18 protein-coding genes and 1 pseudogene are annotated in these 18,220 nt (G+C 67.6%); 6 read left to right on the forward strand and 13 right to left on the reverse strand.

Annotated features, from left to right (window positions below; translation table 11 throughout):
* Positions 1-68 precede the first annotated feature (68 nt).
* Genes EV284_RS15070 through EV284_RS15105 form a run of 8 tightly spaced genes read right to left on the reverse strand, consistent with a single transcriptional unit; the run spans position 69 to position 8,576 of the window.
* Entirely contained in the window at positions 69-2,960 is a 2,892-nt protein-coding gene (locus tag EV284_RS15070; protein ID WP_165425531.1) for a PEP/pyruvate-binding domain-containing protein, read from the reverse strand.
* A gap of 54 nt (positions 2,961-3,014) precedes the next feature.
* The gene (locus EV284_RS15075) at positions 3,015-4,076 is read right to left on the reverse strand and encodes a 2Fe-2S iron-sulfur cluster-binding protein (RefSeq protein ID WP_130334180.1); all 1,062 of its coding nucleotides are present in this window, start codon (positions 4,074-4,076) and stop codon (positions 3,015-3,017) included.
* 16 nt (positions 4,077-4,092) lie between these two features.
* Positions 4,093-5,004, reverse strand: coding sequence for a catechol 2,3-dioxygenase (locus EV284_RS15080; protein ID WP_130334182.1), 912 nt, complete (start codon positions 5,002-5,004; stop codon positions 4,093-4,095).
* Positions 5,004-5,342 (reverse strand): 2Fe-2S iron-sulfur cluster-binding protein, encoded by a 339-nt coding sequence (locus EV284_RS15085; RefSeq protein ID WP_130334184.1) that lies wholly within the window; start codon positions 5,340-5,342, stop codon positions 5,004-5,006. Before EV284_RS15085 ends, EV284_RS15080 begins: the two co-directional genes overlap by 1 nt.
* A 40-nt stretch (positions 5,343-5,382) precedes the next feature.
* The gene (locus EV284_RS15090) at positions 5,383-5,742 is read right to left on the reverse strand and encodes a phenol hydroxylase subunit P4 (RefSeq protein WP_207229035.1); all 360 of its coding nucleotides are present in this window, start codon (positions 5,740-5,742) and stop codon (positions 5,383-5,385) included.
* Positions 5,712-7,202 (reverse strand): YHS domain-containing protein, encoded by a 1,491-nt coding sequence (locus EV284_RS15095; protein ID WP_207229036.1) that lies wholly within the window; start codon positions 7,200-7,202, stop codon positions 5,712-5,714. The genes EV284_RS15090 and EV284_RS15095 overlap by 31 nt, the downstream gene beginning before the upstream one ends.
* A gap of 49 nt (positions 7,203-7,251) precedes the next feature.
* Positions 7,252-7,551 carry an MmoB/DmpM family protein gene (locus EV284_RS15100; protein ID WP_130334189.1) on the reverse strand — a complete coding sequence of 100 codons (300 nt, stop codon included), beginning with the start codon at positions 7,549-7,551 and terminating at the stop codon, positions 7,252-7,254.
* Entirely contained in the window at positions 7,548-8,576 is a 1,029-nt protein-coding gene (locus EV284_RS15105; RefSeq protein ID WP_130334191.1) for a phenol 2-monooxygenase, read from the reverse strand. The genes EV284_RS15100 and EV284_RS15105 overlap by 4 nt, the downstream gene beginning before the upstream one ends.
* A 155-nt stretch (positions 8,577-8,731) precedes the next feature.
* On the opposite strand from EV284_RS15105, the gene EV284_RS15110 reads away from it, so the two are divergent.
* Complete coding sequence (locus EV284_RS15110; RefSeq protein WP_130334193.1) at positions 8,732-9,163, forward strand: hypothetical protein; 432 nt, start codon at positions 8,732-8,734, stop codon at positions 9,161-9,163.
* Entirely contained in the window at positions 9,160-9,993 is an 834-nt protein-coding gene (locus EV284_RS15115; protein ID WP_130334195.1) for an alpha/beta fold hydrolase, read from the forward strand. The genes EV284_RS15110 and EV284_RS15115 overlap by 4 nt, the downstream gene beginning before the upstream one ends.
* A 413-nt stretch (positions 9,994-10,406) precedes the next feature.
* On the opposite strand, the pseudogene EV284_RS15120 reads toward EV284_RS15115, so the two are convergent.
* From EV284_RS15120 to EV284_RS15130, 3 genes and pseudogenes are all read right to left on the reverse strand, one after another.
* Positions 10,407-10,646 (reverse strand): annotated as a pseudogene (locus tag EV284_RS15120) (transposase); the annotation flags it as partial.
* 148 nt (positions 10,647-10,794) lie between these two features.
* Entirely contained in the window at positions 10,795-11,712 is a 918-nt protein-coding gene (locus EV284_RS15125) for an NADP-dependent oxidoreductase (RefSeq protein WP_130334197.1), read from the reverse strand.
* Positions 11,713-11,806: 94 nt separating this feature from the next.
* Positions 11,807-12,733, reverse strand: coding sequence for a zinc-binding dehydrogenase (locus EV284_RS15130; RefSeq protein ID WP_130334199.1), 927 nt, complete (start codon positions 12,731-12,733; stop codon positions 11,807-11,809).
* Between the two features lie 159 nt (positions 12,734-12,892).
* Between EV284_RS15130 and EV284_RS15135 the strand changes: the two genes are divergently transcribed.
* The 4 genes from EV284_RS15135 to EV284_RS15150 all read left to right on the forward strand — a co-directional run bounded on the left by EV284_RS15135 (position 12,893) and on the right by EV284_RS15150 (position 16,087).
* Complete coding sequence (locus tag EV284_RS15135; RefSeq protein ID WP_130334201.1) at positions 12,893-13,915, forward strand: LLM class flavin-dependent oxidoreductase; 1,023 nt, start codon at positions 12,893-12,895, stop codon at positions 13,913-13,915.
* A 251-nt stretch (positions 13,916-14,166) separates the two neighbouring features.
* The gene (locus tag EV284_RS15140) at positions 14,167-14,865 is read left to right on the forward strand and encodes a type 1 glutamine amidotransferase domain-containing protein (protein ID WP_242625686.1); all 699 of its coding nucleotides are present in this window, start codon (positions 14,167-14,169) and stop codon (positions 14,863-14,865) included.
* Positions 14,866-14,976: 111 nt separating this feature from the next.
* Entirely contained in the window at positions 14,977-15,510 is a 534-nt protein-coding gene (locus tag EV284_RS15145) for a redoxin domain-containing protein (RefSeq protein ID WP_278045826.1), read from the forward strand.
* 40 nt (positions 15,511-15,550) lie between these two features.
* Positions 15,551-16,087: a DsbA family protein gene (locus EV284_RS15150; RefSeq protein ID WP_130334203.1), complete on the forward strand. Its 537-nt coding sequence runs from the start codon at positions 15,551-15,553 to the stop codon at positions 16,085-16,087.
* A 26-nt stretch (positions 16,088-16,113) separates the two neighbouring features.
* On the opposite strand, the gene EV284_RS15155 is transcribed toward EV284_RS15150, so the two are convergent.
* Positions 16,114-17,190 (reverse strand): NAD(+)/NADH kinase, encoded by a 1,077-nt coding sequence (locus tag EV284_RS15155; protein ID WP_130334205.1) that lies wholly within the window; start codon positions 17,188-17,190, stop codon positions 16,114-16,116.
* 10 nt (positions 17,191-17,200) lie between these two features.
* Positions 17,201-17,908, reverse strand: a complete 708-nt coding sequence (locus EV284_RS15160; protein ID WP_242625687.1) for an NAD-dependent formate dehydrogenase — start codon at positions 17,906-17,908, stop codon at positions 17,201-17,203.
* Between the last annotated feature and the right edge of the window lie 312 nt (positions 17,909-18,220).

Genomic DNA, 18,220 nt, shown 5'->3' on the forward strand with positions numbered 1-18,220 from the left:
TGGAGCCCTGCGTCCGCGTCTGTTCCGTATAGAGGAACGGCCGCTTGCCGGACGGCTTCGCGGGGACATCAGTCGAGGATCGTGACGATGCCGCGCGAGCCGTCCACCCGGATACGCTGGCCGGTCTTGATGAGAGTGGACGCGTTGCCTGTGCCGGTGACGGCGGGCAAACGGTATTCCCGGCACACGATGGCGGTGTGCGACATCATGCCGCCGACGTCGGTGACGGCAGCCCTGATCCTGCCGAACACGGGACTCCAGCTGGGCGCCATGATCGGGGCGACGAGGACGTCCCCGTCCCGGACCGTCCGCAGCTCGTCGGCATCGGTGACCACACGCGCGACACCTTCGACGGTCCCCGGTGACGCGGTCATCCCAGTGAGTGTCCTTGTGCTCTCGAAGCCGCCCAGCCAAGCGGTCATCCGGTTCGGAGTGGCCCCCCACAACATGATCGTGAAGGGCTCGGCGACGTGCTGTGGCGGCTCGTTCAGTGCCGGCTCGGGGCGGGTGCCGGCCAGTGCTTCGATGATGGTCTTACGGCGGGCGACTTCCTCGGGCCAGTACGCGGTTCCGACGGCGTGCGTGCCGGCACTCCAGCCGCTCACGTAGTCGAAGAGGACCTGGCGTACCTCGTCGCGCGTGAGATAGAGCAGGTCGTCAGGGGCCTCCCAGAAGCCCGCCTCGTGCAACATGTGCGACAGTTGCCGCACCTTGCGCCAGAACACGCCCATGGTCCAGTGTTCGATGTAGAAGTTGTGGTTCTCCACATACGGGTACACCCTGCGCGCGAGGTCGAGTTTGTCGGTGAAGTCCCGCGCCGTCCCCGATGGGAGGCGCTCGCGGTACTCCTCGGTGATGCGAGCGCGTTCGGCGACCAGGTCGTCGACGTGGCGGTCGATGTCATGACCGCGCTCCAGGCGGTCGATGTAGTCGGCGATGTATCCGAGCGGAATCGACGGATGGTCCAGCCAGTATTTGTCGGAGCCATAAAAACCGTTGCCCGACGTGAAGTTGAACCAAGGGTTCTGGGCCTCTTCCCAGGCGGTCAGCCATTCCTGTCCCCGCGGTGCCCTCGCGACCGCGGCGAGCCGTCGGTCGGTGTCGTCCGTGCTGCGCAACGGGTCGGCGACGCCGAGGGCGAGGGCGAGCTTCGCCAGTGCCTTGAGTTCGTCATCGGGCCGGAACAGTTCCATGTCGGCGCCCTGCACCATCGCGGCGATTCCGGCTTCGGGGATGCCCGGGACGTGCTGGTTGCAGAACTCGAAGAAGTCGAGGTACGCGGCATAGCCCAGGTTCAGGAACTCCATGTGGTACTGCCAGCTACGGCGGCAGAGCCGGATCAGCCGGTCGTACGCGTCCGACAGCTGGTCGCTCGGGTCCGGCCCGACCGCCGACTCCACATGGCCGAACGGCACCGCGTCCACGAGGGCGGCGAAGTCCAGCTGCTCCAGTTCGGCGATCGTACCGAGCACCTTGCGCTTCCACTTCTCAAGGAGCGCGTCCCAGTTGTCGTAGTAGTGGCCCGCACGGCGCAGGAACTCGGATGTGCGCGCGGATTCGGCCTCGGCCGGAACGGCTACGGGACTCAGGTAGACGTATCCGTGATGGATACGGCATTCCATCCCGGCCGCACGAGGGATGAGGAAGTACCGGTTGTTGTAGTAACCCAGGTAGCTGATCGAGAACTCGACACCGATGGTCTCGAACGGCTTGAGCACTTTGGGCCAGTGCTGCTGGTCGCAGAACCAGAACTTGCGCTCGTCGCTCGCCCTCAGCCCTTCCTGGAACACCAGGTAGTACGGGTAGAGCTGCTCCCATCCCTGCGCTCCGGGCGGAGCGGCGATCTCGTGGGGGCCGGGAAAACGCCTCCCGCTCGTCCCGTCCCAGGTGCCGTCGGCCGCCGCGGCCGCTCGCCCCTGTCCCGGGGTGTCATCCGGTGCACCGCTCCAGACCGTTTCGGGGCGGCTCTGCAGCAGCACCGCCTTGTCCGGTCCGGGCAGTTCCGGGTCGATGGCCCATTCGACGTCCTGCGGGACGCCGTAGTGTTCCTCGGCTGTTATGGCGAGGCGCGCCACTGCCGACACCTCTTCGGGAGTCAGGCAGCGGTGCGTACGGCGCCGCTCCTCCACCTGGCGCCGGACCAGAAAGCCGGCCCGGGTGTCGGCCACGAGCTCCTCGCGCTTGTCCGAGACGGTCGTACGCAACGGGCTCAGCGTGGCCTTGTCGACGACGTAGTGGTCCGGGGTGACCTCACCTGAGACGAGCAGCTCACCGATCCCCCAACTCGCGTCGATCACAACCCGGGAGCGATCGCCGTTGCCCGGATCGAGGGTCATGGCGACGCCGGCCATGCGGGACGGCACCATCTTCTGCACGACGACAGCCATGGACAGCCCAGCTGACGGAATCCGGTGGCGCGCACGGTAGACGATCGCCCTGGAGCTGAACAGACCGGCCCAGCACCGCCGGACCGCGTCAAGAACGGGGTCACTTCCCACCACCCACAGAAAGGTGTCCTGCTGTCCGGCGCCACTGGCGTCCGCCCGGTCCTCGGCGGTCGCGCTCGAGCGGACGGCGACGGGAACTTCCCTCCCGTACGCCGCCGTCAGGGTCCGGTAGGCCGCGTCCAGCTCCCTGTGCACGTCGGCGGGCACCTGGGCACCCAGGACGGCCCGGCGGATCGCCTCGCCCGCGCGCTCTGTCGCCGCGAGGTCGTCCGGGTCGATGTCCCTCAAGGTCTGCTCGACGCGGGAGCGGAGCCCGTCCTGGGCCAGCACGGCGTCGAACGCCTCCGTCGTGACCACGAACCCGGGCGGCGTCACCACCCCGGCCGCGGCCAGCGACGCCAGGCTCGCGCCCTTCCCGCCGAGGCGGGAGCGCGCGACTTCATGACCGCTGCCGAAGTGGAAGACGTATTGATCCATACGTGCAGCCTCCCATTTGGCGTACGGGGCGGACACCGCGGAAGGCCCTTCGGCCGGACCCGCTGGACCCGCTGGACCCGGCCGTGTGGTTCAGCGCTTGAGCAGCGGGCTGCGTACGCCGCTTCCCTGGGCCTTGTCGCGCTCGTCGAGGAAGTCCTCGCGATAGATGTCCCGGGGGAACAGCCGCTTCCTCATCAGGAGCTTCATCGCGGCCTCGACCATGGGCGGTGGCCCGCACAGGTACCCGACGTGGCCGCTGAGCGTCGGCCTGTCGGCGTCGAGGACGTCAAGGACGGTGCCGTGGGCGAAGTCCGGGTGCTCCTCGTCGGACAGACACGGGCGGTACTCGAACCGGTCCGGATGATCCTTCGCCAGGGCGGCGAAGAAGTCCCGGTCGTAGAACTGGTCGGCGGTCCGTGCGCCTTGGTAGAGGACCAGCGTGCGCCGCAGATCGCTCTCGAGCACCCGCCTGATGATGGACTTCATCGGAGCGAGCCCGGTGCCGCCGGCGATGAGCACCGCGGGCTCGTCCCGTGCCTCGCGGTAGAAGAACTTTCCGTACGGTCCCGCGAGGGCGATCTCGTCACCGATCTGGAGGGTCGCGAAGATCCATCCGTCGGTGGCCACGCCTCCCGGTGTCCGCCGTACATGCAGCTCGACACGTCGCGGTTCGCTGGGCGAATTGGCCATCGAGTACGTGCGGGTGACGCCGTTGCCCGGCACGGACACCTGCAGATACTGGCCCGGATTGAACTCCAGGTCGGAGTCGAGGTCGAGGACGATCCGCCGGGTGTCCGTCGCGACGTCGTCAAGGCTGACGACAGTCGCGGTGAAGTCACGGACGGGGAAGTGTTCAACGCCTTCCTCTTCCTCCACGTCGCCCTCGATGGTGACGTCGGAACGGGGAGTCGCACAGCACAGGAGCGTCCTGCCCTCGTCACGCTCGAAGTCCATGAGCGCGAACGAGGAAGACCCGCCGTGGTCGACCTCCCCGTCGAGCACCTCCGCCTTGCAGGTGCCGCAGGTGCCGTGCGTGCACGAGTGGGGCAGCCATATCCCCGCCCTCAGGCAGGCGTCCAGGATCGGCTGGTCCTCACGGCAGAGCACCTCCTTGCCAACCGGCTCGACGGTGACGCGATAACTCGTAGCCATCGGAGGCGCCCCTTTCTCAGGTCAGGACAGACGTGAAGCGCTCGCTGAGCTCTCGTCCGATGTAGAAGATTCCGGTGGCCAGCTGGTCGGCGGTCCACGTGATGGTGGGGAAGTCGTCGTAGACGGTGTATCCGCCGGAGAACACCTCGTTGCGGTTGCCGGAGGGGTCGAAGAAGTAGACGGTCTCGCCCCGGGTGATGCCGTGCTGCGTCGGCCCGATGTCCACGGGGACGTCGTCCATGGTGAACAGGGCGCCGGCCCGCTTGATCTCGTGCCAGTCGGTCAGCTGGTACGCGAAGTGGTGGAGCTTGCCGTTCGGGCCCTTGATGAAGGCGAAGTCGTGCGGTGTGTTTGTGCACGACATCCACGAGCCGAGCAGGGCCCCGCCGTCCAGGGACTCCACGACGCGCTCCGCGGGGCGGAACTCCAGGCACTCCTTGAAGAACCGCTCGAGCGTCTCCGGGTCCTCACAGGTGACGAGGCAGTGGTCGATCCTGGGGACCCCGACACCGACGAGATGACGCGGGAACGGACCGGGGTTGATCACACCGACCTCGGTGCCGACGTACTCGGCCTCGTGATAGAGCTCCAGCACGTGGTCCGAGGGCAGAACGACGCGGACGCCGTCGCCGATGCCGACGTTGTCCCCCTTGCTCATCCGCTCGGTGATGCAGCCGAACTGCTGGGCCCGTCGCTCGAACAGGTCGAGGTCGGTGCTCCTGGACACCTTGTATCCGACCTTGACCAGGCCGACCCCGCCCTCCTCCAGGACGACGGAGTGGTGGTCCCACTCGTCCCATGCCTTGTAGTAGACGCGGTTGCCCTCGGCGTGCACGGCCTTCATGCCGAGCGTCTCGCCGTAGTGCGACTTCGCTTCTTCGAGGTCCGTCACCCGGGTATGTACGTAACCGAGTCTCATGACGCCCATCAGGACTGTCCTCTCGTGGGCTTGGCGGGTCGGGCCGCCGAGGTGAGGTAGGGATTGAGGCGGCGGAGGCGTTCGTTCCGCAGCGCGATGACGACATCGTCTTCGGGGACGGCGCGGCAGCTCAGGCAGGTGCCTGCCGCCGCCTCGTCGGGAGCCAGGACCGTTTCCGCGATGGTGACCGGGTAGTGGACACGGCCGTCGACCAGGTCGACCTTGCAGATACCGCAACCGCCGCGGGTGCAACCGGTGCGGTAGCCGTAGCCCGACCGGGACAGCGCGGCCAGAACGGTCTCGCCCTCCCGGACTTCGACCGAGACGTCGTCGGGCAGGACGCGCACGCGGGCCTGCTGCTGAGCTTGCTCAGCTTGCTCAGCCCGCTCAGGTTTCAAAGCTCACCAGGCTCTTGTGGCCGATCCCGAGCGACTGGAAGCTGTCCTGGTCGGTGGGTGTCACGGCGACGCCGTCGACGTTCCACCCGTGCAGGGTGGACGGGTCGAAATCAGGGTCACCCGCGGCCCACGGCGTGATGACGTCCCGGACGAACTCGCCCCAGTTCGCGTCCTGGGCGGCCCGGAAGGTGGCCGGCGCCGCGAAGAACGCGTTGCCCTTCCACATGACGTGCACCAACTGGTCGGTGCCGTAGAGCTCCTGGCGGCTGCGGGACGGAAAGTCGTAGCCGGGCTTCAACGCGATGACGGGCATGGCGGTCAGCTCCTCGCCGGTTCGTTCGTGTGCCACTGGACCCAGTTGGTGTGATCGGCGGACCCCAGGTACTCGCCGGAGTCGCCGTCCTGGAAGCCGTACCAGTCGAGCACCTCGGGCAGGGTCGGTCCCCCGCAGTTGCCCTGCAGGACCTGGTGCACGGGCAGCCAGGCCTGGACGTACTTCTCCGGCTCACGTCCGAAGATCCACTCACATCCGTCGGAGCAGAAGTGGTACCGCTCGCCTTCGTGCACCGCGCTGCGCTGGACGAGCGTGTCCGGGGCGTCCTTCTCCGTGAACAGCATCGGCAGCTGGCACACCTGGCACAGCTGAGGCAGTCCGGTGTTGAAGAAGCGTCCGCCGTCCTCGGCGATCCGGGCCGCCTTGTCCCACCGGGGCCGGTAGTACTTGTCGAAGGTGTCCGGGTACTGGGCGGAGAGCCAGTCCAGATGCTCCTGGTCGGGGATCGTGGTGGTGAAGCCGGCGGCGTACGAGAAGTTGTACAGCGTCCAGTAGGCCTGGTGCGCGTAGTGCTCCTTCTCCGCGACGGCCTGCTCGACGTGCCGGGGCGGGCGGATGCCGTAGAACTCGAGGTCCTTGAACAGACCCTCGAGCATCTGCTCCTCGAAGTAGAGCTCGAAGGACTCCTTCCAGCTCATGACCTTCTTGGGCAGCATGTAGTCGAGCATCGCCGCGATGAGCGAGACGAGGCGGTAGCCCCGCCAGAACCATTTGTCGATCCACTCCTGGATGATCGGGACGTTGCCCTCGTCCTGTTCGAGCAGGAACTTGATCGCTTCGAGGCCGAGGGTCATGTGCCGGCTCTCGTCGCTCTGCGCGGAGAAACCGAACGTCATCGTCGGGACGTCGCCGTTGAAGCTGGCCCCGCTCATGAACGGCACGAACAGCAGGTTCGTCAGTAGATACTCGAACGAGAACGACACGGCGATGAGGAACTCGAAGGGGCCCGCGCTCATCGCGTCCTCGATGAACGACTTGGGCACCGACAGGTACCAGACCCGGTCGAACTGCTTGGGCCAGCTGTGGAAGCCGCTGTAGTACTTGTTGTACGCGGACAGCGTGTGGGCCTCGGTCTGGGTGTGCCGCAGCTCGTCCACGGACTGGCACAGCGCCGCGAACCGGGGGCCGGGGCCGTTGTAGTGCCGCGCCAGGTACGAGAAGTGCCGGTTCGCCGCGTACTCGATCGGCGTCACGCCCTGGAGGAACAGCTTCATCGAGTTGAGGTACTTCGCGTCCGAGACGCTCAGGTGCCCCTGGCTCTGCGCGAAGCTGTCGATCACCGCGTAGAGACGCTTGTCCTTCTCGGCCTGGTACTTGTAGTAGGCGTCGACGGTCAGACGGAAGGGGTCCTCCCACTTGGACCAGTCGTGCACCTTGATGCCCTCGAACTTGGTGTGGGGGAACAGGACGTCTTCGTCGACGTAGGAGGGAGCCCAGTCCAGATCGCGGGTGAGCGCCGCATAACGTTGTTTCATCGACATCTTTTTGGCCACGGCTGTGTCTGCCTTCCTTGCTTCGAATGCCTCAGTGGTCCCACTTGATGACGATCTCGTCGTCATCCCACTCGGCGATGTGACCGAAGTAGGACACGATCGCCATCTGGAACTCGTGCGTCTCCCAGCCGCGCCCGAGATGCCGCTCCACGGTCTCGCGCCGGATGGTCATGACCGCCGGCGCCTGGACCCGTACGAGACCCGGCAGACGGGTCACCTCGGCACCCGCGTTGTCGGCGACGATCGAATCGACCAACTGCGACGACTCCTCGCCGGTGTCCTGGAGGTCGACGCCGACGGCGCGGATCCTGGGACTTGTGGTGGACGTCATGACGTCGCCGCTCCTTCCGCGCTGACGCCGAGCGCGGCGAACCGTTCGCGCACCGCTCGGGCTTCCTGGGTCACGGCCAGGACCGCCTGGGTGCCCAGGGACGCGTCGACGGCAGCCGCGATGTCGGTGGCGGACTCGACGGCGGCCGGGAGCCATGTCCGGACGATGTCCGCGAGGTGGGCACGGTTGGCCTCGCCATGCTCGGGGTCGGATGTCCACGCCGCGCAGAGGGCGTCGAGCCAACGGCGGTGATCGGTGTACCAAGCCGTCAGATGCTGGGTCAGCAGGCTGTACGGCCCGGCTCCGCCGAGGAGCGCGGCGTCGTCGAGCCGCTGATACAGCACGGGGTAGACGAGTTGGTCGACGAGATCCTGCCCGATGACTCCGGCCGCCCAGTCCGAGGTGGCCATCAGCTCTTCGGTGTTCCGGCGCGCCCGTTGGAGGTGATCCGCCTGGATCCACAGCCCCTTGGCTTCCGCGAGCGCCTCGTCGGTGCCGCCGGCGACCGAGATGCCGATGCGGCTCAGCATCTGGGCGATTCCGATGCGGTCGAACGCCGCGTACGACAGGCACTGCGCGATCGGAGTGCCCCACGCGAACCGCGCCCCCGCGACCGAGATCAGCTGCGCGCCCGACTCGTAGTGCCGCAGCGGGACGACGACGGTGCGGACGATCTCGGCCCACGCGTCCGGCAGGCGGACCGTCAGGTCACGCTTGTCCAGATAGTCGAGCGTCTTCGCGAAACCGTCGTGCAGCGCCGCACGCGCGGCGACGTACGGCGCGTAGTAGTACTGCCGCGGGTCAACGAATCCCTCCGGGTCGGTGAGGCGCAGAGCACTGAACGTCTCGTCGTAGAGCTCGTGCTCGGGCGCCCAGAGGGGACGGTAGTGAAAGTTCTCGCGCGGCTGGATGCCGACCGTTCCCTCTTGGTACCGAGAGGCGGGGACGTCGCCGTTGCGCTCGATCAGGACCTGATACGCGTTCCGGCGTGGAGCAACGGTGTTCTGCCGTAGTTCGTACTGCACGGGGACCTCCTTGGTCGCGTCTCGACTGTGAGCCGAGTCCCCGGCGGTTGCGATCGGTGTTCCGCGGTGCGGAACACCGACCTCGCGACGAGCGCGGCTTCGTGAAAGTGGTGAGCGTCGCCAACGGATATCCACAGATTTCGGGAGCGAGAACCATGACCGACTTCATGCAGCGGATCTCCGACCTGCTGCACCACAGTCCCGAAGCGCTCGGATCGCCGACGCTGATCGAGACGGTCGAGAAGACGACCGGGCAGGGAGCGCACGACCAGGTCGAACACCGCGCCTACGCCGAGCAATTGCTGTGCGAGGCCAATGCCGTTCTGGTACCGGAGACCGCGACGGCCCTCACTCTCGAAGACCACGCCGGAACGCTCGACCAAGTGTTCACGATCTCCTACGGCCTGTCCTGGGCGCGGATCGCGACCCGGTTCCGCGGCGGCAGGGCTCGTGCGGAACTCCTCGGCTCGTCGTTCGAGGAGCCGCAGCACCAACTGCTCGACACCGACGCCCTGGAAGACCTCATCGTCACGCTCGTCGCCGACGCGCAGACCTCCGCTTCACCGGCCGAAGGAGACACCCTGTGAACGCCAATCCTGAAATCGCGTCGACGATCGACGCCGGCGGGATCAAGACCAACTACCACGACCGGGGCAGCGGGGCGCCCGTACTGCTGATCCACGGCTCAGGGCCGGGTGTCTCCGCCTGGGCCAACTGGCGTCCCGTGCTGCCTGCTCTGTCGGAGTCCTTCCGCGTCATCGCGCCCGACATCGTCGGCTTCGGCTACACCGAGCGTCCCGAGGGCATCGCCTACTCGATCGACACGTGGGTCGACCACCTCATCGCGCTGATGGACGCGCTGGAGCTGCCGCGCGTCTCGATCATCGGCAACAGCTTCGGCGGCGCGCTGGCGATGCACGTCGCCATCCGGGCACCCAAGCGGGTCGACCGGCTGGTGCTGATGGGCAGCGTCGGCATCGACTTTCCGATCTCGGACGGCCTGGACGCGGTGTGGGGCTACGAGCCCTCGGTCGAGAACATGCGCAAGCTCCTCGACATCTTCGCCTACGACCCGGCACTGGCCACCGACGAACTCGCGCGACTGCGGTATGACGCGTCGACCAGGCCCGGCGTCCACGAGGCGTACGCCGCCATGTTCCCCGCCCCGCGCCAGGCAGGCGTCGAGGCACTGGCCCTGTCCGAGGACACGGTGCGTTCCATCTCCCAGGACACCCTGCTCGTCCACGGCCGCGACGACCAGGTCATCCCGGTGACCAACTCGATCCGGCTGAACAGCCTGATCGACCGGTCACAGCTGCACGTCTTCGGCCAGTGCGGGCACTGGGTCCAGATCGAACACTCCCACCGCTTCGCCACGCTGGTCAGCGACTTCCTCAGCGAACCGATCCCGGCCTGATCCGCTCGTATGCGGTCGGATCGCTGGGGCCCTCAGTCAGGGCTCGCTGCCTTCCGACCAGTCGGTGCGGGCCGGGTGAAGTTCGCCCCGGAGGACCTGGCCTTCCTCGCCGCCCTGCCGGTGCCGCTACCGCGCCAGGTTCTGCGTCGACTCGGGTTGCTGGTCCAGCCCGACACCGTGCTGCGATGGCACCGCGACCTGATCAAGCCGAGCCACACCCGTAACTGTCGACCGAAGAGGCCGGGTCGCCCGCCCACTGCTCTGCTCCCCGCTCGCGCGGGGGTTGCCCGTCCGTCCCGGCTCCGTCCCAGACGCAGTGCCTGTCGTCCCCGCGCCCGCGGGGGTGTTCCGTGGGCTGGCGGACACGACGTGCACGGGAAGGCGTTCTCCTCGCAGGGCGCAGGCGCAGGCGCAGACGCATCGGCAAGGCAGTCCCCGCCGAGTGCGACCGCGAGCGCGACATCCAGAAGGATCTTGCCCGGATCGTGCACCGCCCGGGGCCTGCGCCACGGTGCCAGTGCCGCCGATATCGCCTGATCCAGGCCGGACTTGCGGACGGTCTCCACTAGCAGCACGGCCCCGGCCTGGGAGGCCGCCCCGCGACCGCTGCCCTCGGTACGGACACGCGGGTAGGACCCGATACGCTTCTTCACCTGAGAAGTGCCTCCGGCGATGGCAGGAACAAGGACCTCGAGAATCCCCATTCTTGCTGGTCAGAGGCACTTTTCGCTTACCTGATCACCTACTGGACGCCGCACCTCGCAAAAGCACGAGGCTACGGCGCAGTCACCGTTTTCGGCGTCAGGAGACCCGTAGGACGATCTTCCCGGTCGTATGCCCGCTCTGGCTGAGCTGCCACGCCTCGGCGACATCCGTCAGCGGTAGTTCCTGCTCGACGTGGACCGTGAGCTTCCCGGCGTCGGAGAGGCTGCCCAGCTCCGCCAAGCCGGCGTGGTCGGGACGGACGAAGACGTAGCGGCCGCCGAGCTCCCGGATGGCGGGGTCGACGAGCGACACGACCCTGGAGGGGGACTTGGTCAGTTCCATGGACGCAGAGATGGCTTCGCCGCCATAGAAGTCGAGGGCCGCGTCTACCCCTTCGGGGGCCAGCGCTCGTACGCGCTGGACGAGCCCCTCGCCGTAGGCCACGGGCTCCGCGCCCAGCGAGCGCAGGTAGCCAGCCTTGGCTTCACCCGCTGTGCCGATCACGCGGGCCCCCGTCGCCACCGCGATCTGCACGGCGAAGGAACCGACCCCGCCTGCCGCGTTGTTCACCAGCACCGTATCGCCCTTCGCCACGTCCGCGGCCTGCAGCGACTGGTAGGCGGCCAGCCCGGCCAGCGGCAACCCACCCGCCTGCTGCCAGGAGAGTGAGGCGGGCTTGCGGGCGAGCGACCGGACGGGCACCGGCACCAACTCGGCGTAAGCACCGTGCTGCACTGTGTCCATCCGGTCGTAGGCGATCACCTCGTCTCCGGGCGCGTACTCCGTCACGGCAGCGCCGACCTTCTCCACGACCCCCGCCACATCCCAGCCTGGAATCAACGGGAGATAGACGTAGAGGATGGAATCGAGGCGGCCTGCAGCGACCTTCCAGTCCACCGGGTTGACCCCGGCGACCTTGACCCGCACGAGGACGGTGTCCGGGCCGACTTTGGGCTCCGGTTGTTCGCTGACCTGTGGTGGCTCGCCGAATGCGGCGACAGTGACTGCTTTCATGGGCGGTCCAACGATCCAGGGCGCCGTATCGGTCCGCATCAACCAGAATCCGGAGCGGAATGCACGCGGGTGGCCCCCTGCGGAAGCCCGGTGGTCAGGTTGCGGGATCCAATGCCACCTTACCGACGCTGCGCCGGGCGCGGAGATCTTCCTGAGCCCGGGCCGCCTCGGTGAGCGGGTAGACGGTCACAGGTGGAACGCGGACCTCTCCGGACCGGACTGCTGCGAAGAGGTCGTTCGCCGCTTCGGTCAGGATGCCGCGCTTTTCATAGAGAAGGGGGAGCCAGAATCCCTGGATCGACTTCCCGGTCGACATGAGTTCCCGGGTGTTGACGGGTGTCTCCATCGTGCTGGCACCGCCGTACACGGACATGCGCCCCAGGGGGGCGAGGGCGTCCATCGTCGCCCGCAGTGTCTCCCCGCCGGTCATCTCCAGCGCGGCGTCCGCTCCGCCGCCTGACGCCTCCGTGAGGTCTGCGGCCAGGGTGTCGGAGGTACTGTCCACCAAGGCGTCGGCGCCCAGTCGGGACGCGAAGGACCGCTTGTCCGGCGTACTGGCCATCGCTACCACGCGCGCCCCCGCGCGCTTGGCGAGTTGGACGGCGAGCGAGCCGACGCCTCCCGCAGCCGCTGGGACGATCACGGTCTCTCCGGGCTGCACCCGCAGAACCGTGTGCAGCAGGTGCCAGGCGCTCTGCCCCTGGAGGGTGAGCGCCAACGCCGTGTCGTCGTCGATGTCATCCGGGATCGGAAAGATGATGAGGTCTGGCGCCTGGGACACCTGCGCGTAGCCGCCGCCTCGCATCAGCGCGGCCACGCGTTCGCCGTCCGAGCGGCCGACCACTTCGTTGCCCGGGATGAAGGGCAATGGCACGCCGGTGAGATAGTCGTCTTCCCGGACCAGCAGGTCCGCGAAGTTGACCCCGGAACGGGTCACCTCGATGCGCCGGTGCGCCGGCCTGATCTCGGGTTCCGCGATGTCGCTGACCTGCAGGACCTCTGGGCCCCCATAGTTCTCCATGACGACTGCTCGCACTGGTCACCTCCGCGGCTTTCCGTACGGTCTCGTACGGCATCGAACCAGACTAAACCGGCGCATGTAGTCGAATATCGGTTGCGGGCCGGTCAGGTGCATGGGAGTCTCATGATCACCTGTGTCTCATTCGAAAGACCAGCAGACATGACACCATCGCGAGTTCCGCTGTCGATCCTCGATCTCGTGCCCGTAGCCTCCGGCACCGACACGAACACCGCGCTCAACCAGTCCGTGGAGCTGGCACGCCTCGCTGACTCGCTCTGCTATCACCGCTACTGGTACGCCGAGCACCACAACGTTGTCACGTTCGCCTCCTCGGCCACCTCACTGCTCATCGGCCGCGCCGCCGAGCACACCAGCCGCATCCGGCTGGGCTCGGGCGGCGTGATGCTGCCCAACCACAGCCCGCTGATGGTCGCGGAGTACTACGGCACGCTCGCCGAGATGTACGGCGACCGCATCGACCTCGGCCTCGGCCGCGCCCCCGGAACGGACCCCCGGACGGCCGCCGCGCTGCGCCGCGGTGCCGCGGCCGAGGACACGTTCGTCCAGGACGTCATCGAACTGCACCGCTACCTGGGTTCCCAGGACAGCGATCAGGCAGCGGTGCGGGCGCTGCCGGGGCGGGGCACCGGGGTTCCGTTGTGGATGCTCGGGTCGAGCCTCGACGGCGCCGCGGTCGCCGCCTATCTGGGTCTGCCGTATGCCTTCGCCTCGCACTTCGCCCCACAGATGCGGCACGAGGCGCTCGCGCTGTACCGCTCGCGCTTCTCGACGGAGTTCAGCACCGCCGAGATCAAGCGGCCCTACGCCATGGCGGGCGTCAACGTCCTCGTGGCGCCGACCGACGACGAGGCGCGCTTCCTGTTCACCACGGCCCAGCAGATGGCCGCCGGCATCTACACCGGAAGGCGTGGCCCGCTGGCTCCGCCGGTCAAGGACCTGGCGGCCGTGCTCAGCCCCGAGGTCGCACGGTTCGTGGACGATTTCCAGCAGGTGCGGGCGGTCGGGTCCCCGGAAACGGTCGTCGCCGAGCTGGAGGCGGTCGTCGCCGACCTGGAGGTTCAGGAACTCATCATCACGACCTACACCCATGATCCCGCACACCGGTCGCGGTCGTTTTCGTTGCTCGCCGAGGCGTGGGGCTCCACCGCGTCGACTGGCTGACCGACGGGTCCGTCCACCCAGAACGGTTGGAGCGGCGACGGTCACGACACCGCGGACTCCGGCACAAGCGATGAGCACCAGAGCCGCTCGACATGCTACCGAACAGGCACATGGGTAATGTCCTGAATGGCTGGACATCAGTGGAGTGCCCTTGTTTGGTCATGCTTCGCATGCCTGGTCACGCGTCTGGAGGGCTGGCCTCCCGCCGGCCCCGGACGGTGGGGCCCTGAGGAAGGAAGCGAGCAGCAATCATGGCAAGCATCTTGATGGTGCTGTCCGGCGTCGATTACTGGACGCTCGACAACGGCAAGAGGCACCCGTGCGGTTACTGGGCCGAGGAGTTCGTGGCCCCGCACCGAGTCCTGAGCGAGGCAGGGTTCACCGTGGACATCTCCGCCCCGGACGGCGGCAAGCCCGTGCCCGACCCGGTGAGCCTCAAGCCCGAGGTCGCCGGCCCCAAGGCGCCCGAGTACGCCGCGTACATCAAAGAGCATGCCGCGGAGCTGGCGAGCCCCCTGCCGCTGTCCGAGGTCGACGTGGACGTGTATGACGCGATCTTCATTCCGGGTGGGCACTCCCCGATGGAGGACCTGGCGTACGACCCGGACCTCGGCCGGATCCTGCAGGAGGCCGAAGCCGTCAAGAAGATCATCGCGCCGGTCTGTCACGGCCCCGCCGGGCTGCTGTCGGCGAACCTTCCCGGTGGCCGCTGGCTCTTCGAAGGCCGCACCATGGCCGCGTTCAGCAACGAGGAGGAGAAGCTCAACGGCACCGCGGAACACGCGCCCTGGCTGCTGCAGAACATGATCACGGCGCGCGGCGGCACGGTCGAGGACGTCAAGGCATGGGCACCGCACGTCATCGTCGACGGCAACCTGCTCTCCGGCCAGAACCCGGCGTCCGCCGGCCCGCTGGCCGAAAAGGTCGTCGCCGTACTCAACAGCCGCTGAACCCACCCACCAACCGCGCCCCCGGTCCGCACCCCCCGGCACACGCCAGGATGCGCACTCGTCCTCGCCCGAGCGGACCATTCGCCGACTGGGGACAGGGGCCATCCCGGCGTGAGGGCCTGCCCACTACTTGGAAAGCGTGATCCGCTCATTGCGACCACAGCACCGCATCCGGGAACGATCCTGCCGCCAGGCGCCAGGGCTCCCGATTTCACGCTCATGGCGACACCGGACCAGGGCCTCGCGCTGCACGAGTTGCGCGGTCGCCCGGTGGTCGTGGTCTTCTACCCGGCTGACTGGAGCGAGGTCTGCGGTGACGAGCTCGCGGTCTTCAACCAGGCGCTGCCGCTCATCCGTGAGGACGGTGCGACGCTGCTCGGCATCTCGGTCGACAGCGTCTGGTGCCACCAGGCGTTCCGCACAAACCGGAAGCTGGAGTTCGACCTGCTCTCCGACTTCCAGCCCAAGGGCGGCGTGGCGGCCGAGTACGGCGCCTACGACACCGAGCACGGCTACTGCAAGCGTGCCCTGTTCGTGCTCGACGGACAGGGAGTAGTCGCCTGGAGCTATCTGTCCCCGACGGCGATCAACCCCGGTGCCGACGGCGTACTGAACGCGCTGGACAAGCTGAAGAAGCAGAGCTGAAGCAGCTCCGGACGTCCGCGAACTTCACAGGAGGCCACCCGTGTCGACCCTCAGTGTCCCCGTCAACTCCGACGATCACATCCAAGGTTCGGCCTCTGCTCCGGTGACGCTCGTCGAGTACGGTGACTACCAGTGCAGTTACTGCGGCGAAGCGTTCGGCGTCATCAAGCGGATCCAGGAGGAGTTCGGTGACGCGTTGCGCTTCGTCTTCCGGAACTTCCCCCTCCCGGAGATCCACCCGGAGGCGATGTCGGCGGCGGTGACCGCCGAATACTGCGGCAGCCAGGGACACTTCTGGCCCGCGCACGACGCGCTCTACAAGAAACAAGCCACTCTCGGGAAGAACCTGTACGCCGAGATCGTCGAGAAGCTGGGCCTGGACGTCGACGGGCTGCACCAGGCCTTCGACAAGCACGAGTTCGCCCAGCGGATTCAGGGCGACATCGACAGTGGCATCCGCAGCGGCGTCAACGGCACTCCCGCCTTCTTCATCAACGGCGAGAAGTACCAGGTGAAAGGCAGCTTCGACGAACTCGCCGAGCCGATCCGCCGGATCGTCACGCAGTCGCGCGAGTGAGCTCGCGCGACTTCAGCCTGGGGCTCTCAGGACGGCGAGTGCCCGATGTCACCGGGATGCACGGGCAGTGCGAGGTGGGCGACATCGCTCGGGGGAGGCGTGGTCACCGGCCACAGAGGAGGGGCTCCGCCGTCGGCCACGGCGGCGGGCGCGTCGGTGAGGTTCATGCGCTCGCGCAGCCGCGTGTAGAAGTCCATGGGGCCGAGCCGTACCACCCGCAGCCTGCGGCGCGCGGCGTACACCCCGATCCAGTCGCCGGGACTGAGCAGTCCGCGTACCTGGCCGTCCAGGCTGACGGCGGCCGGGCCCGAGCGTTTGAGGACGCGCAGCGCGATCGGCTCGTCGGGGGCGGCCAGCACCGAGCGGTTGAACGCCATGTGCGGTGCGACCGGTGTGAACAGCAGCCCCTCCGCGCGCGGTGAGACGACCGGGCCGCCGGCGGCGAAGCTGTACGCCGTCGATCCCGTGGGCGTGGCCACCATCAGCGCGTCGGCGGAGTAGCAGGCGAGCGACTGCCCGGCGATGTACACGCCCACCGACACCTGGCGGTCCCGCGTCAGCCGCTCCAGGACCACGTCGTTCAGCGCGGTGACGTTCATCGCGACGCCCCAGTCGTCGCTGGCCTCGCACTCCATGCGCACCCGCGGCGGCGGCAGCAGCGGACCACGCCCGGAACGCACCAGCGGCTCCATGTGCTGGGGCACCTCCAGGCGGCACGAGGTCCGCAGGGTGAGCAGCATCCGGCTCTCCACATCGAACCGGCTCTCGAGCACGGCGTCCAGGGCCTTGCATACGTCCGGTGCGGGCACCTCGGTCAGGAACCCGACCCGCCCGAGATTCATACCGAGGATCAGGGCGTCGCCCTCGACCGCCAGCCGGGCGCCGCGCAGAAAGGTGCCGTCACCGCCCAGGGTGACGATCAGGTCCGGATCGTGTGCAGCGTCGATCTCCGTACGGGCGTGGTGCCGCTCGCCTTCACGCCATACGTCGATGTCGGTGCACGCCACGTCATGCTCGGCGCACCACTCGCGCACGGTCGCGGCCGCGGCCACGGCCGCCGGGCGTCCGGTGTGGACGACCAGTCCGATACGGTCCACCGTCACGCCCGCTGCCTCAGTTCAGTTCGTACGATTGGGCTCCCACGCCGGCGAGGTCGCCCCCGTCGATGACGAGGTACTCCTCGCAGATGGGGCGCCCCTCGAAATAGCGCTGCAGGATGTCGAGCGTGCCCGCGGCATAACGTGCCTGCGCCGAAAGCGTCGTTCCGGAAATGTGGGGCGTCATGCCGTTGAACCGCATCGTGCGCCACGGGTGTTCGAGCGGGGCCGGCTCGGGAAACCACACGTCTCCCGCGTAGCCCGCGAGGTGACCGGAATCGAGGGCTTCCATGACGGCGTCCCGGTCAACCAGTTTTGCGCGCCCGCAGTTGATGACGTACGTCCCGCGCTTCATCCTGCTGAAAATCTCCGCGTTCAGCAGATTCTCCGTCGACGGGTACAACGGAATCTGCAGGCTGACGATGTCGATGTCGGAGATCATCGACTCCAGATCGGGGTGGTACGTGAGGCCCAGTTCCTTCTCGGTCTCCGGGGGCAGCGGGTGCCGTTGGTGGTAGTGCAACTCCAGTCCGAAGGGCTTCAGCTGGCGCAGTACGGCCAGACCGATGCGGCCGGCTCCGACGGCCCCGTACTTCATGCCCTGGACGTCGTATCCGCGCTCCACACAATCGGCGATGTTCCAGACGCCGTTGACGGAGATTCCGTGCGACGGCAGGTAGTCGCGGACCTGGGACAGGATCATCATGACGGTGTGCTCGGCCACGCTGATGAGCGCGACCGCGGCTTCATCAGTAATTGGGTCGACGATGTCGCGAGTGCGCGGCGTACGCTTCCCTTTGTCCTTGCTTGCGCCAACGGGCGTGCTCGCCCGCCTGCTGTGTCTGGACTTGTCGTCGGCCTGCCCAACCAGTCAGTGCTGACGCTGCGGTCGTGCCGACTACTCCAATCGCGGCGCCCATGAGGGCTGCCCACCCCTGATCCATTCGGCTGACTCTAAGCCGCAGGGGCCGCGAACGGCAGTACACGCGGTCGCGATGGTCTTCGCCGACTGGCGCCAGGAGGTCTACGCCGTTTC

It is taken from the genome of Streptomyces sp. BK022 (assembly GCF_004217355.1).
GTDB classification, from domain to species: Bacteria; Actinomycetota; Actinomycetes; order Streptomycetales; family Streptomycetaceae; genus Streptomyces; species Streptomyces griseoluteus.

Bases quoted from the DNA above. Each gene is read 5' to 3' on its own strand.
- EV284_RS15075 (WP_130334180.1), bottom strand. From the start codon at position 4,076: ATGGCTACGAGTTATCGCGTCACCGTCGAGCCGGTTGGCAAGGAGGTG.
- EV284_RS15135 (WP_130334201.1), top strand. From the start codon at position 12,893: ATGACACCATCGCGAGTTCCGCTGTCGATCCTCGATCTCGTGCCCGTA.
- EV284_RS15125 (WP_130334197.1), bottom strand. From the start codon at position 11,712: ATGAAAGCAGTCACTGTCGCCGCATTCGGCGAGCCACCACAGGTCAGC.
- EV284_RS15110 (WP_130334193.1), top strand. From the start codon at position 8,732: ATGACCGACTTCATGCAGCGGATCTCCGACCTGCTGCACCACAGTCCC.
- EV284_RS15080 (WP_130334182.1), bottom strand. From the start codon at position 5,004: ATGGGCGTCATGAGACTCGGTTACGTACATACCCGGGTGACGGACCTC.
- EV284_RS15100 (WP_130334189.1), bottom strand. From the start codon at position 7,551: ATGACGTCCACCACAAGTCCCAGGATCCGCGCCGTCGGCGTCGACCTC.
- EV284_RS15140 (WP_242625686.1), top strand. From the start codon at position 14,167: ATGGCAAGCATCTTGATGGTGCTGTCCGGCGTCGATTACTGGACGCTC.
- EV284_RS15095 (WP_207229036.1), bottom strand. From the start codon at position 7,202: ATGAAACAACGTTATGCGGCGCTCACCCGCGATCTGGACTGGGCTCCC.
- EV284_RS15130 (WP_130334199.1), bottom strand. From the start codon at position 12,733: ATGGAGAACTATGGGGGCCCAGAGGTCCTGCAGGTCAGCGACATCGCG.